Here is a 14437-nt window from a genome sequence, read left to right as displayed (position 1 = left end):
GTGATCAATTGATGGCGTCTTGCCCTTTTACGCGATCCGCCAGGGCAAAAGTGTGCGGGTCATCGATACCGAGCTTGCGCAAGGCGCCAGCAAGGTTGAGCAAGTACTCGCGATTCGCGCCGCTCGGGCCGTGAGCGCGATCAATGTGGGCGGCGATGGCGTCAAGCGGCGCGTCGCCAAGGTAAGCAGGATTCTCCTCGGTGGCGAGGTAGACCAGCCCTTCATCCTGGCTACCGTCGTCAAAGGTAAGCGTGGTGAGTTCGCGTAAATAGCCGTTTTTTTCGCGTATATCCAACGGCTTGAGCGTTTCGCCCGTGATACGGTAGGCCATGCCGTGACACACAGTCCCTGGCGATGCGATCAATGTCACCACGCGCCCGGGCGCCTCGGGTGTGCCGCGATGATCGTGTGACCCTTGCCAAAAGCGTCGCTCCCAGCCGCGGATAAACGCACGACGGCGCTCAAGGTAGGGGAAATCCGCTTTCCAGATTAACGAGCCGTAGCCGAATAACCAAACGGATTCGTCATCGCCTACGCGCTGGCGCTGCTGGTTAAGCGTGCGAGTATCAAGCTGCATACAAGACTCCTGTAGTTTTGCTGAAATGAGCTTTGCTGACATGATTTTTGCTTAAATGACACGGACATAGCGCGAAAAAATGCCACTGACTGTCGTTCACCACCCGGGGTATACGATTGATATGCCCGAACACCATCCCTTTCCGATGGCCAAATTCCGTGTGCTGCGCGAGCAGCTGGGGGAGGCAGCGCTCGCCTTGCCGATTGATTGGCAGCAGCCCGAACCCGTCACGCTCGAAGCGCTTTTGCGTGTCCATGACCGTGAGTATATCAATGCGTTGTTAGCAGGGCAGCTTGAACGTGCCGCGCAACGGCGAAGCGGTTTTGTTTGGTCAGCATCGTTGGTCGAAAGGGTTCGATTGGAGACGGGCGGCACGCTGCTAGCAGTGGAGGCGGCATGCGCGATGGGGCTAGCATGCAACTCGGCGGGCGGCACGCACCATGCCCATGCGGATGCCGCAAGCGGTTACTGCTTGATTAACGACTTGGCGGTAGCCGCCGCCCATGCATTGGCAAAAGGGTGGGCCTCACGCGTACTGATTGTTGACCTTGATGTACATCAGGGAGACGGTACAGCGCGGCTTTTTACGCATGAGCCTGACGTGTTGACGTTTTCTATGCATGCTGCGCGCAATTTTCCGGTGCGCAAAGCCAAAAGCGACTTGGATATTCCCCTGGCGAACGGGTTGGATGATGCGGCCTATATGCAAACCTTAACCTCTTACCTGCCTGGGCTACTGGCCGCCTACCAGCCGGATTTAGTGCTTTACGATGCCGGTGTCGATGTTCATCGGGATGACCGGCTAGGGTACTTAAACCTGACGGATGCGGGGCTTTACCAGCGCGATGGCTATGTGTTGAGCGCCTGTGTGGCGCGAGAGATTCCCGTTGCAGCGGTGATCGGCGGGGGGTATGACCGCGATATTGCCGCATTAGCGGCACGTCATGCTTTATTGCATCGTGCCGGGGCGGATGTGCTAGCCGGCAGTTTTCATTCACACTATTAACGACACCAGAGGGCCGTCATGCGCGCGATTTTTCTCACTGATAACGGCTCACTGCGACCGCAGGCGACATTTAATCTGCGTCGCGTGGCGGAAAAGCTTAGCAAGATGTGCGGTGAGCCGGTGCAAGCCGCCTCGCTTTTGCACGCTAATAAAATTCCTGCCGAGCAACTTGGCGGCGAACCCGCGATAACGCTCGGGCCAGCGGCGACGCGCGCCGCTGAGCAGGGCGCTAGTGAAATTGTCGTCGTGCCGTTTTTTTTCGGCCCTAGCCGGGCGCTGACCGATTACCTGCCGCAGCGCATGGGCGAGCTGCAAGCCCGCTTTCCGCATGTGGCGGTGAAGGTAGCCAAGCCATTGGTGGATGAACGTGGGGCGGTGGATTTGCGCCTTGCGCAGTTGCTGGCCGATAACGTACGCGAGCGTATGGCATCGGGCGAGCCGCCAAAAGTGGTGTTGGTCGATCACGGCAGCCCCATTCCCGAGGTCACCGCGGTGCGTAACCGTTTGGCGGGGCAGTTAAGCGTGCTGCTGGCAAACGAGACGGCCTGCGTGTGCGCCGCCTCCATGGAGCGCCGCGAGGGCGAGGCCTACCGTTTCAACGAGCCGCTTTTGCAGCATCTACTGGCAGACGCTTCTTTTCATCGCGGCGAGGTGGTGCTCGCTATGCTATTTCTCTCGCCGGGGCGCCATGCCGGCGAGGGCGGCGACATTGCCTCCATTTGCGCAGCCGCCACACAAGCGCATCCCGCACTTCGCGTGGTGCCAACGCGCCTGGTGGGTGAACATGACGGGATCACCGCGATACTCGCCTCACGTCTAGAGGCGGTGGATAGCGGGGAAGTACTGCTGATGCTGCCCGCATTGGGGGCTAAAAGCGGGGAGAAGCAATAGTGCTGGGAGAAGCAATGGCGTGGAGAGACGCAATAATACGGGGAGAACTATAGGGCGTAAAAAGCACCACCTGTGTGGTGCTTTTGGGGCTTAGCAGGGCAGTATCATTCGAAACGATCGTAACCGTTATGCATAAAGGGATAGTCGGTGTAACCCGTTTCATCCCCGCCGTAGAACGTTGTGTGATCTGGCTCGTTGAGCTTAGCCCCTACACGGAATCGCTCAACGAGATCCGGGTTGGCAATATAAGGTCGACCAAAAGCCACGGCGTCCGCGGTGTTGTCCTCTAAGCGTTTTGTGGCGCTGTCGGCGTCGTACTTGCCACAATAAATGATGCTGCCATTAAAGCGTTCACGTAGCTGCTGGCGAAATCCCTCCGGAAAGGTAATATCGCCGCCGGCCCAGTTGGGCTCGTTCAGGTGGAGATACGCCAGGCCGCGCTTGGCGAGCTGCTCGGCGAGGTAGTATGCCATCTCTTCGGGCTCGTCGTCGGTTAGGCCGAAAAGCTCGATAAAGGGCGTTAAACGAATGCCCACACGCTCGGCACCAAAGACCTCTGTAACCGCATCGACCACCTCCAGCGGGAGGCGCGCGCGGTTTTCAATCGAGCCGCCGTACTGATCGGTGCGCTGATTGCTGCCGGTGGCGAGAAACTGATTGAGCAGGTAAGCGTTGGCGGCGTGTACTTCCACCATATTAAAGCCGGCGCGCTTGGCGCGCAGGGCGGCCTGACGGTAATCCTCAACGAGGCCGGGGATCTCCTCAGTCTCAAGCGCGCGCGGCGTGCTGGTGGGGTGCTGCCCGGCGGTGCCATCTTCAAACTCAACAAAACACTGCGCGCCTTCGCCTTTCAGGGCGCTGGGGGCCACGGGCTGTTGACCTTCGGGCTGAACCATCTCATGAGAGACGCGGCCTACGTGCCAGAGTTGTAGCGCAATGCGCCCACCCTTGGCGTGTACCGCGTCGACGACGTCTTTCCAGCCGGCTTCTTGCGCGTCGGTCCAGATACCGGGTGTGTAAACATAGCCGCGGGCGGTAGGCGAAATATTGGTCGCTTCACTAATGATCAAGCCGGCACCGGCGCGTTGGCCGTAGTAGGCCTGCTGGATTTTGCCGGGGATACTGTCAGGCGTGCGGGCGCGGGTCAGCGGCGCCATTACCACCCGATTGGGAAGGCTCAAGCTCCCGAGTTGAAGCGGGCTAAGTAACGCGTTGTGCGACATGCAAATATTCCTATGGGGTGACGTTTTTGCGTAAAAGGGTTGAGGCTTATCCACCATAGAGGTATTAGCGATGATCGCCAAGAGGCTGGGAATAAGGGATTGGGAATAACGTGCTTAGTGTAAAAGTGCTTAAGATAAAAGTGTTTAGTGCAAAAGTACTTAAGATAAAATTTTTTGGAATAAAAAAGTGTCTGTATTGAAAGCGCTACTATCCAAAGCGTATGACGTTTTGCGTATCGCGTTAATCACTCAGCATGGCAGAATCATAATATCCGTTGATATTAATCAACCAAGTAGCTGAAATGTGCTTTGCAAAAAACGTACAATGCTTATTAATCAAGTATGACATTAAATAAGCTAGAAAACTGAGTGACCATCCCATGGCCACCCCATCGGCACGAGGAGTTTAAATGCGCATAACAATTAAAGCGCGTCTGATCGCGGTGATCAGCGTGATATTACTATTGATGTTGGTCGTTGGTGCCATGGGCTTTGGCGGCATGGTCTCATCCAATCGGGCGGTGGATGAGATTTACAGTCAGCATCTGCGTGATACTCAACGTTTGGGAAATCTCAACGAGTACGCCAAAGACATCATCATGGAGCTCGCGTTATCCGGCCAGCATGATCCTATGTTGCCAGTCAGCGATCTTCACGATCACCAGGTACAGATGCACATGGACAATATCGTCCAGAATCTTTCGCGCTTTGATGCGACCTGGCAAGAATTTACAGAGAGCTCTCAGTCGGAGCAAATGGAGCAACTCTCTGAGCGTGTGATTGGCGAGTACCGAGAACTGATGCGCGGGGCGGCAATGGCAATGCCACCTTACTCCGCCGGTGACTACGATACGGCCAACGAGATAGCGTTTACGCAAGCGTTGCCTGCTTATCGTCAGATGAATAGCAGTTTCCAAGAACTACTCGCATTAGAAGAGCAGGAAGCATTAGCGGCGTACCAGAGTGCTGAAAGCCAAGCGACGTTAATGCGAAATCTCATGATTGCGGCGCTGGTGGTGGCGGTTGTGTTAGGCGGCATTATGGGGTGGCTGTTGATTCGGCGCATCACTCGGCCTTTAGCGATGGCGCGCCAGCACTTTCACGCCATGGCGGAGGGTGATTTAACTAGCTCTATCAACACCTCACATCGCGACGAGATCGGCGATATGCTGATGGAGCTTGAGGACATGCAGTCCAAGCTGCATTCGTTAATTGGCGACATTAAATCGTCGGCGGACGCTATCTCAACCGCGTCTTCGCAAATTTCCACGGGCAATATAGACCTTTCTCAGCGTACCGAACAGCAGGCCTCTAGCCTGCAAGAAACCGCGGCCAGCATGGAGCAGGTCGCCGCCACGGTGAAAAACAACACGCAACATACGGCTGAGGCGAATCAACTGGCCCACACCGCTAGCACCTCGGCGAGCCAAGGTGGCGAAAAAGTGACTGAAGCCGTGGGGAAAATGCACGAGCTAACCGATAGCTCGGAGAAGATCAGTGGCATTGTGACGATGATCGACGGCATTGCCTTCCAAACCAATATCCTCGCGCTTAATGCGTCAGTGGAAGCGGCGCGTGCCGGTGAGCAAGGTCGTGGGTTTGCTGTCGTCGCGCAAGAAGTGCGCAGCTTGGCGCAGCGTAGTGCTGATGCCGCGAAGCAGATCCAAGAGTTGATCGTGCAAAACGATGAGATCGTCTCGCAAGGCAGCACGGTGGTTGAGGCCGTGGGTGACTCCATGAAACAGATCGTCACCAATATCGGCAGGGTGTCGAATCTGATGGAGGAAGTGAGCCAGGCATCCACTGAGCAGAGCTCGGCGATTGAGCAGATGAACACGGCCATTAACCAGATGGACGATGTCACTCAGCAAAACGCCGCGCTCGTTGAGCAGACAGCGAATGCGTCCGCGTCGATGGAAGAGCAAGCACGTGACCTGGCCAATGCGGTGGCATTCTTTAAGTTGGGTGCCACCAGTGCGCGTCCGGCCTTGGCATCGTCCTCCAATGAGCTAAGGCGCCCAGCGCTTGGCGGTGGCGGTCAGTCTGGTGCACCGTCTCGTTCGGAAAGTGCGCGCCACTCGCAACCCAAGAAGCAACAGCACGCGTCGGCGCAGCACAACGACGATGACGATTGGGAGACATTCTAACGGGATGTAGTCGCCGTCAAACGCTAACGGTAAAACGCCGCTGACTCCTTGGGAGTCAGCGGCGTTTTTGTTGGGGCAAGCGTTGCGCGCGCGTGCGTTTATCCTTTATGGCTCCGATTATCCTTTGCGACAAAACGGCCAGACTTGATAAAACTTGCGGCACTGGAACTCCGCTTCGCAGCGTTGAAGCTGCGCACGGTAACGGCCAGCGCGGGCAGCGACCTGGCGCGCCGCGCGCTGCACTGCCGGTTTGGCGCGGTAGCTGCCGCGCTGATAACCACCGGCGCCTTCGTGATAAGCGAGATAAAGGTGCTCAGGGTTATTGAGCGAAATGCCTGTTTGCGCGCGGGTACGGGTGTTGTACCAGCCGATAAAGTCGGTGGCGTGCTTCATATGGGTGCGCCGGGCGAAGGTACTGCCGGCCTGGTCGCGGTATTCCCCCCAAACCGGATCTTGTGCCTGCGCGTACCCTTTGGCGGATGACGGGCGCGGGCCAGGAATAAAGCCAAGGTAGCGTTTTCGCGGTGGGCGAACGTGACTACGAAACGACGATTCCTGTTGAATAAAGGACATTTGCGTTTCTATGGGTGTGCCCCATTTCTCTTCAGCGTCGCTCGCGTAGTCGTACCAACTGGGCTGTTCGCGAAAGATTTCGCAGATGTTGCTTTGGTCTTGCGGTGGACTGGGCGCAAAGGCCGCGCAACCTGAGAGCAAAAGCATCAGCAAAAGCGCTGTAGCAAAAGGCGTGTGTTGAAACATGGTGATTCCCTTGGCGGTGTTGGTGTTTTATTTATCGAACAACGATAGCTGATTTGGCGGCGTTTTTTGCCGTTTGCCGGTCTTGGGACGGCGTTGACTGGCGAGTGCTGATACCAGCTTCTGGCTCGCCTCACGAGCCTGGGGTGAGCGCCTTAGTTGGTAGAGCTGCGACTTCCAGTAGCGCGCTTCGGCGTCAAAATCATGAGGTAACGGATAATCCTTGCCGGGGGAAAAGTCAAAGCGCTGGCGTAGCGACGCCGGTAGCGCCCACGGCATGCTGCGCCATTCCAAGGGTAGTCGTGCAAGCTCGGGAACCCAGCGCGCCACAAAGGCGCCATCTGGGTCGTTATCGGCCGCTTGTTTGATGGGGTTATACACTCGCAAGGCATTGGTGCCGGTCGCGCCGGACTGCATTTGTACCTGAGGGTAGTGAATGCCGGGCTCATAATCGGTAAATAGCCGCGCGAGATGCAGCGCAGGCTCGCGCCAGTGCAGCCCCAACCCAAAGGTGGCGAAAGAGATCAACATGGCGCGCATACGAAAATTCAGCCACCCGGTGGCAATCAAACTGCGCATGCAGGCATCCACCAGCGGCACGCCGGTGTGGCCGCGCTGCCAAGCGATCAGGCGAGGGGCTTTCGGGTCGCGCTCGCGCAGGCCACGAAGCGCCGGGTGCAGCGTATGGTGCTCCATGCTGGGTGCGCTTTCTAGCTTTTGCATAAAGTGGCAATGCCAATAAAGCCTTGACGTAAACGCGCGCAGCGACGCGGCCCACTGAGCGTTATCTGTGTGTTTTTGCCGCTGACGGCGCAGCGATTGCGCGATTTCGCGCATCGAGAGCGTACCCCAGGCCAAATGCGGCGAGAGCCGTGAGCCAAACTCCCAAGCTAATAACGGTTTGGAGAGCGAGCCACGATAGCGCCGCCCACGGCGTGTGATAAAACTCTGCCATAGAGCGTGCCCTTCTCGGCGACCACCGAGTTGGCGTTCAGGGCACGGCGTTTGATCGACGCCAAGCGCCAGGGTGGCGAGCTGCTCGCTGGGCACATGGTGGAATGCTTCCCAGCCATTTGCCGCGCGCGCGTTTTGAGGGGCTGGGTAACGAGGCGCGGCCATTAACGCTTCCCACTGAGCTTCCCAGCGATGGCGCTTTTGCAAACCGCGTACGATGCCGTGCTGGCGAGGCTGATGCCATGAAATGCCGTGCTGTCGACACCAAGCAGCGACGCGTTGGTCGCGGGAAAAGCTCCAGTCATTGCCGGTTTCTTGGTGAGAGCGCAACGCAAAATCGCCGTAGCGAGCTTTTAGCGCCTCTAGCAATGTTACAACATCGCCCTGCCAGCAGCAGAGCGGTAAGTGAAGAGTGGCGAGTGCTTGAGATAAATCACACAATGACTCGGCGGCAAACTGCCAATGACGTAAGGCGCTATCCGGCGTTTGCCACTGTTCAGGCTCAATGGCGAAAACCGGCAGCACCGGGCCGACGGCTGCCGCGTGAAAAAGTGGCGCGTGATCATGAACGCGCAGATCACGCTTAAACCAAACCACCTGAACGCGAGACATCAAGGCACCCCTCAGGTCGAGGTGTTTAGTGGCTCATCGGCATGACCGGTTGCACCGGTGCGGTAAGTTCGAGGGTTTCACCGTTATCAAAGGTTAGCGTCAGTGCTACCTCATCGCCTTCGCGCACGGTGCTTTCCAGGCCGATGAGCATTAGGTGAAGCCCGCCGGGGGCAAGAGCAACGTTGCCATTCGCCGGCACCTCAATATGCTCGACTTGGCGCATCTGCATGACGCCCTCGATAACCACATGGTTGTGGAGCTCGGTGTGAGGCGTGAGGTCGTTACCCGCCTCGACTAAGCGCACCGGCGCATCACTTGCGTTGTGCAGTGTCATGAACGCGGCGGTGGCGGGGGATCCAGGCGGCACTTCGCGCACAAAGGGCGCGTCTGCGTTGATAGCCTCGGCGTAGGCTGAGGTGGTCATTAGTAGCGCGCTGGCGGCAGCGGTCAGAAATAGCGATTTCAGCATGAGTCAGTCTCTTGTGATGGTGGGTAACCCAACCAATATCATACAAGGTTTTCTGGCGCTGCCGCTAAGCGTGCGACATTGCGTCTAGGTGGTGCAGGTTTACCTATTTGCAAAAGCGATTGATCGCGGTAGCGTAGAGGTATCGACATCTAAGGAGAAAGTGCTATGTATATCGCCATGAACCGTTTTCGTATTGCCCCCGGCCGTGAAGAGGACTTTCTCAACGTCTGGCGTAACCGTGACAGCCATCTCGACGAGGTGCCTGGGTTTAAGCAGTTTCAGATGCTGCAAGGCGAAAAGCAGGACGATCACACGGTGTTTATTTCGCACAGCGTCTGGGAGTCGGAAGAAGCGTTTCGCGCCTGGACGCAATCCGAGGCGTTTCGCAAAGCGCACGCCAATGCCAAAGCACCAGAAGGCATCTATCTCGGCCCGCCCAAGTTTGAGGGGTATCACGTGGTGTTATAAGGCGTCGTGATGGCAAATAAATGACAAAATTATGCTTAGTTAATGATACGTGTCATTAATAAGTATTAATTACGCAAACAAAATGCTTAAAAATTGTGCTAAATCAGGCATCCTCTGTAAATTCGATATCCCCTAACGACGATATTTTCATAATGACAATATTTTCATAACGACAATAGGTACTTGGCGCTATGCCAGATATACCAGACCAATTGGCGTCTGAATCGCGCTTATATCAACGCTTACGGGTTAATGCTATTGCGATTTATGTGCTAGCGCTGATCGCCATGGCGGTCATTTTTACTTGGCTGTTGAGTGATCAATATCGCCAAGAGATAGACGCGGCACATGAGCGCAACTCAACGCGCGCTGACCTGGTGAGCGAATGGGTAAACAGTACCTTTGCCCTAAGCGAGCATGCGCTGAAGGATATTGCCCAGCTTTTAGAGCCTCCCTTGCTGCCCCGTGTGGGCGAATACCATAACCTTGAACAGTTGCTGGTTAAGCGCCGCGACAGTTTACCGTTGATAGACGAAATCACCGTGATCGATGAACAGGGGAGTGTCCTGGTCAGCTCGAACGCGGATCAACCGCCGGGGTTTGACGTCAGCACGATGCCGTTTTTCCGCGCATTGCAACAAAACCAGCAGATTGACGATTACGTCACGCCGCTGTTGAGGTCAGCAGCTGATAACGAGTATGTGCTCTTCCATACGCGTCGTTTGCGCGGTTTAGACGGGCACTTTGAGGGTCTGGTAGTGGTGCGTATCGACCCACGCGTGTTCGATGCGACCTTACAGCGCTTGTCTGTGCGCCGTGGCGAAAGCATGGCGATCATGGATGACGCCGGTAAGCTATTGGCCCGCCGCCCCGATGAGACGGCAACGCTAGGCATGGAGGTGAATAATGCCGAAGTGACGCGTTTTCTTGCGGGCAGTGAGCCCACCCAGACAATGCGCATGACGTCACCGGTTGATGGCGAAGAGCGTCTTTACTGGATGCAGGGCTTGGATAACTTGCCCTTTGCTGTGGTGGTAGGGGATAGCATTGACACGCTGCTAGCCCCCTGGCAGCAACGGCTGATTATTTTGGGAATAATTGCCGCGGCCATGGCGGTGATGGGGATTGTTGTGGTGCGCCACTACCTCAATCGGTTGCGTATGTCGCAGCAATTGCATACCCGCATGCAAGAACGCGAAGAAGCACGAGCGCAGGTGCAAATGCGCGAAGCACGCCTTGAAGCGCTGGTGCGCTCGATTCAGGACATGATTTTTGTCTTTGATGAGTATGGCCGTTTTACCTATATCCACGCCTTGGACGAGGCACAGCTACTGTGCCCTGAACATGAGGCCATCGGCCGCCATTACAGCGAGGTGTTACCCGAAGATGTCGCTCAGTTGCTGACGGGGACGCTCTATCGTGTGCAGCATAAGCGTGAGATACAGGAACTTGAGTATTCACTGCAGATCAACGAGCAAGTGCGCTATTTTCACGCCATTTTAAGCCCGCTGGCCGATGCGACAGGTTTATTTAACGGCGTGTTGGCCGCCGTGCGCGATGTGACGCAAGCCAAAATCAATGAAGCGGAATTACGCATTGCCGCTACCGCGTTCAAAACGCATCTGGGGATGATTATTACCGATGCGCGTGGTCGCATTCTTAAAGTCAATGACACCTTTACGCGAATTACCGGCTATCAAGAGCGTGAAGTACTGGGTAAGAACCCCCGGGTTTTTAGCTCCGGGCGCCACGACGCCGCGTTTTACAAGGAAATGTGGACGAAAGTAAATGAAACGGGCAGTTGGGAAGGCGAAATCTGGAACCGGCGCAAAAATGGGCAAGTGTTCCCCGAGTGGCTGACCATCAGCGCCGTTGTGGATGAGGACGCACGGCTGACGCATTACGTTGCCACGCTGAATGACATCACCGAAAGCAAAGCCGCCGAGCAGGAAATTCATCAGTTGGCGTTCTACGACCCGCTCACCGGGCTTGCCAATCGACGTTTATTTATTGACCGCATGGAAACGGCCCTTAAAGAGAGCGAGCGCCACGCGCAACACGGTGTGCTGCTGTTTATCGATTTGGATAATTTTAAGCAGGTCAACGATACCCTAGGGCACTACGCGGGTGACCAGCTGTTGCAAAACATGGCGCGCGAGCTGTCTCAGATGCTGCGCGATAGCGATACTCTTGCGCGCCTAGGAGGCGATGAGTTTGCCGTTTTGATTCACGCGCTTAACCGTGATGTCGAACAAGCCGCTCGACTCGCAGAGGGCATCGCGTTGAAGTTGCTCACCGCGATTCGTCGCCCGATCAATGTGAATGGTGAAACCGTGCTGGTGACCGGAAGTATCGGCATTACGTTGTTGGATAACAGCGTGGATACGGTTGATGACTACTTGCAGCAAGCGGATATGGCGCTCTTTCAGGCGAAAGAGGCGGGCCGTGACACGTTAAGTTTCTTTGACCCCGGCATGCAGGCCGCGCTGGTATCGCGGGCACGGTTGGAAAAGGATCTTCGCCAAGCCTTGACCAATGACGAGTGGCGGTTGGTGTATCAACCTCAGGTTGATATAGAAGATCAACTGACCGGTGTGGAAGCGCTGCTGCGCTGGCAGCACCCCGAGCGCGGGATGGTCTCGCCGGGGGAATTTATCCCTATTTTAGAAAGTACCCGGTTGATTAACGACGTGGGCATGTGGGTACTTGAAACCGCCTGTAAGCAGCTTAACGAGTGGCAGCATCAACCCGATACAGCGCACCTCACTGTAGCGGTCAACATTAGCCCGATTCAGTTTCGTGAAGACAGTTTTGTGCCTAAGGTAAAGGCGATATTGCGCCGCACCGGCGCGCCCGCGAATAAGTTAAAACTCGAAGTCACCGAGACGCTCTTTGTGGAATCACAAGAAAATACCCAGCGCAAAATGGAGCATTTGCGCGCGCAGGGCGTGCGCTTCTCCTTGGATGATTTTGGCACGGGGTATTCGTCGCTGGCCTACTTAGCGAAACTACCGCTGGATCAGCTTAAGATCGATCAGAGCTTCGTGTTTAAGGTGCTCGATAGTCCTGCCAATGCCGCGATTGTGGAGAGTACGATTGCCCTGGCGCAGAGCCTTGGGCTTTCGGTCATTGCCGAAGGTGTGGAGACCCGTACGCACAAGAACTGGCTAGCACGCCACGGATGCTATGCCTTCCAAGGGTACCTGTTTGGTCGGCCGATGGTGGTCGAAGAGATTGAAGCGTTGCTATACACAGGCGTTGAGGCGCGCTAACAGCGGTTCCGCCGCGATCGTCTCTGCGCTGGGGTGAATCACCTCTAAGCGTGAATCCTGCCGCCAGGGGGTGCTGTCTAACTGAAAGGTACCGCCTGAGCGGTTGAGCCGTTTCCAGCCGTTATCGGTGTGAAAAACGCCTTTGATACGCGCCTCCAAAGGGAGTTCGCCTAAAGTGGCCGCGAGTCGGTCGAGATCAAAACACGCGCCTGGGTGCCAGCGCATCCCGATGCTTGCGTAACCCAGCGATGTCCCGACGTCTAGCTGTGGTTTTCCAGGCGCGGGCGGGAAATCAAAGAAGCCGCCGTCTATGCTTGGCGAGGCACTTGGAACCCCGCTTTGCCCTTGGATGGAGCGTTGTGCTTGGTGAGCATTGGGTATCGCGCCACTTTCCGCCTCGCGGGCGCGGCTTTCGAGTAGCAGAGCAATCGGCAGTTCACCGTCAGGTACGTCACGTACCCATTTGCGCGGTGGCCAATGCGCGTTGGCATGTTGGTGGGCGGCGTCGATCTGCTCGGCACTGCTGTGGTCATGCATCGTGATGGCAATGGCATCCGCGATGGCGAGTTGGTCTTGAAAGGTTTCGTGCTCGCGGGCGCGGGGCTCATCCAGTCGGCGCGGGTCGAGTGTGGCGATAATATCGCGCACTTCAAGTGAGTCCACGAACGCTTCGCTGCGCAGCAAATCGATCAGCCCCGCTGGGTGGCCAAGGCCTGAAGGCTCAATAATCACCCGATCAGGCTGGGTGCGCGCCAGGAGGCTAACAAGCCCCGCTTGCAGTACAAAGGCCAACTGGCAACACAAACAGCCTCCCGGTAATCCCTTCACCGCGACGTCGTCGCGCTGCTCAAACATCGCCTGATCGATGCCGATCTGGCCGAATTCGTTGACTAAAATCGCCCAGGTTTCCTCCACAGGCTTCTGTGCAATCAGACTGTGGATAAGCGTGCTCTTACCGCTGCCCAGAAAGCCGGTGATGATATGCACCGGTACCCGTCTTGCCACGTTTAACCTCCTGTCATGTTCATAAAGCGCACTACCTGCACGTCGCCATCGGTGGTGAAGTGGTGGCGCTCGGGCTTTTTCGGCAGCGCATTGACGATGGCGGTTTTGAGCGCGTTCATATCGCCGGGATGGCGGCGCAGCACGGCGCGCAGGTCCACCGAGTGCTCATTGCCTAAGCACAGCAACAGACGCCCTTCGACGGTGACACGCACGCGGTTACAGCTGGAACAGAAGTTGTGGCTATGAGGCGAAATAAACCCAATACGTGAGTCGCTGTCCGCCATTTTGAAGTAGCGCGACGGCCCCGGTGTGGCTTCAGTAGTGGGGGTGAGCGCATAACGGCGCTCGATGTGCGCCTGCACTTCGTCGCTTGAACAGTAGGTTTCATCGCGGTTGTGGTCGGAGACATCGCCTAGCGGCATTTCCTCGATAAAGCTGATGTCGAGTCCTTCGTCGCGGGAAAAATCTACCAAATCCAGGATTTCATCGTCGTTGCGGCCTTTAAGAATCACAGCGTTAAGTTTGATGCGCTCAAAACCGGCTTCTTTTGCGGCGTGGATGCCGTCGATCACCTTGGCCAGCTCGCCGGTGCGCGTCAGGCGCTTGAAGCGGCCGGGGTCGAGCGAATCGAGGCTAATGTTCAACCGCGTTAAGCCGCCCTGACGTAGGCGCTGGGCATGTTTGCGCAAGCTTGCGCCGTTGGTGGTCATGGTGAAGTCGTTAAGCCCCGGGAGCGTGCCGATTTCATCGACTAACTGCTCGACGCCGCGGCGTACCAGCGGCTCGCCGCCGGTTAAGCGGATTTTCTCCACGCCCATTTCGGTGAACGCGCGGGCCACCATGCCCATTTCTTCTAGGGTGAGCACCTGCGCGCGCGGGAGGAAGGTCATCTCTTCGCTCATGCAGTAGACGCAGCGGAAGTCGCAGCGGTCGGTGACCGATAGCCGAACGTAGTTGACCCGACGGCCAAAACTGTCGATGAGTTGTTGTGTTTTTACGTGCTCTGTCATGGTCAATTGAGCCTCTTCTCTTTATGCCGTTCGTTTCGGCTATGTCA

The 14437-nt window shown here is 56.5% G+C and carries 12 protein-coding genes; 5 read left to right on the top strand and 7 right to left on the bottom strand.

Annotated features, from left to right (window positions below):
- Positions 1-4: 4 nt before the first annotated feature.
- Complete coding sequence (locus QC823_RS06705; protein WP_309655586.1) at positions 5-577, bottom strand: gamma-glutamylcyclotransferase; 573 nt, start codon at positions 575-577, stop codon at positions 5-7.
- A gap of 79 nt (positions 578-656) precedes the next feature.
- Between QC823_RS06705 and QC823_RS06700 the strand changes: the two genes are divergently transcribed.
- Entirely contained in the window at positions 657-1583 is a 927-nt protein-coding gene (locus QC823_RS06700) for a histone deacetylase family protein (protein ID WP_309655585.1), read from the top strand.
- Between the two features lie 18 nt (positions 1584-1601).
- A complete protein-coding gene (locus QC823_RS06695; protein ID WP_309655584.1) occupies positions 1602-2474 on the top strand; it encodes a sirohydrochlorin chelatase in 873 nt (290 codons plus the stop codon).
- Positions 2475-2578: 104 nt separating this feature from the next.
- On the opposite strand, the gene QC823_RS06690 is transcribed toward QC823_RS06695, so the two are convergent.
- The gene (locus QC823_RS06690) at positions 2579-3697 is read right to left on the bottom strand and encodes an alkene reductase (RefSeq protein ID WP_309655583.1); all 1119 of its coding nucleotides are present in this window, start codon (positions 3695-3697) and stop codon (positions 2579-2581) included.
- Positions 3698-4107: 410 nt separating this feature from the next.
- Between QC823_RS06690 and QC823_RS06685 the strand changes: the two genes are divergently transcribed.
- The gene (locus QC823_RS06685) at positions 4108-5844 is read left to right on the top strand and encodes a methyl-accepting chemotaxis protein (protein WP_309655582.1); all 1737 of its coding nucleotides are present in this window, start codon (positions 4108-4110) and stop codon (positions 5842-5844) included.
- A 117-nt stretch (positions 5845-5961) separates the two neighbouring features.
- Here QC823_RS06685 and QC823_RS06680 read toward each other — a convergent pair whose 3' ends face one another.
- Genes QC823_RS06680 through QC823_RS06670 form a run of 3 tightly spaced genes read right to left on the bottom strand, consistent with a single transcriptional unit; the run spans position 5962 to position 8635 of the window.
- A complete protein-coding gene (locus QC823_RS06680) occupies positions 5962-6603 on the bottom strand; it encodes a transglycosylase SLT domain-containing protein (RefSeq protein WP_309655581.1) in 642 nt (213 codons plus the stop codon).
- A 27-nt stretch (positions 6604-6630) separates the two neighbouring features.
- Positions 6631-8166, bottom strand: coding sequence for an FAD-binding domain-containing protein (locus QC823_RS06675; protein WP_309655580.1), 1536 nt, complete (start codon positions 8164-8166; stop codon positions 6631-6633).
- Between the two features lie 25 nt (positions 8167-8191).
- Complete coding sequence (locus tag QC823_RS06670; protein ID WP_309655579.1) at positions 8192-8635, bottom strand: copper chaperone PCu(A)C; 444 nt, start codon at positions 8633-8635, stop codon at positions 8192-8194.
- Between the two features lie 165 nt (positions 8636-8800).
- On the opposite strand from QC823_RS06670, the gene hmuQ reads away from it, so the two are divergent.
- Both hmuQ and QC823_RS06660 read left to right on the top strand, forming a co-directional pair.
- A complete protein-coding gene (gene hmuQ, locus QC823_RS06665) occupies positions 8801-9103 on the top strand; it encodes a heme-degrading protein HmuQ (protein WP_309655578.1) in 303 nt (100 codons plus the stop codon).
- A gap of 191 nt (positions 9104-9294) precedes the next feature.
- Positions 9295-12375, top strand: coding sequence for a bifunctional diguanylate cyclase/phosphodiesterase (locus QC823_RS06660; protein WP_309655577.1), 3081 nt, complete (start codon positions 9295-9297; stop codon positions 12373-12375).
- On the opposite strand, the gene QC823_RS06655 is transcribed toward QC823_RS06660, so the two are convergent.
- Both QC823_RS06655 and moaA read right to left on the bottom strand, forming a co-directional pair.
- Positions 12349-13380 (bottom strand): CobW family GTP-binding protein, encoded by a 1032-nt coding sequence (locus QC823_RS06655; RefSeq protein ID WP_309655576.1) that lies wholly within the window; start codon positions 13378-13380, stop codon positions 12349-12351. The two genes, QC823_RS06660 and QC823_RS06655, sit on opposite strands and share 27 nt — an antisense overlap.
- 2 nt (positions 13381-13382) lie before the next feature.
- On the bottom strand, positions 13383-14390 hold the full coding sequence (gene moaA, locus QC823_RS06650; RefSeq protein ID WP_309655575.1) for a GTP 3',8-cyclase MoaA: 1008 nt from the start codon (positions 14388-14390) through the stop codon (positions 13383-13385).
- Positions 14391-14437: the final 47 nt, after the last annotated feature.

It is taken from the genome of Vreelandella vilamensis, from assembly GCF_031451755.1.
Taxonomy (GTDB): Bacteria; Pseudomonadota; Gammaproteobacteria; order Pseudomonadales; family Halomonadaceae; genus Vreelandella; species Vreelandella vilamensis.
This window is presented reverse-complemented; position numbering and strand designations above follow the sequence as displayed.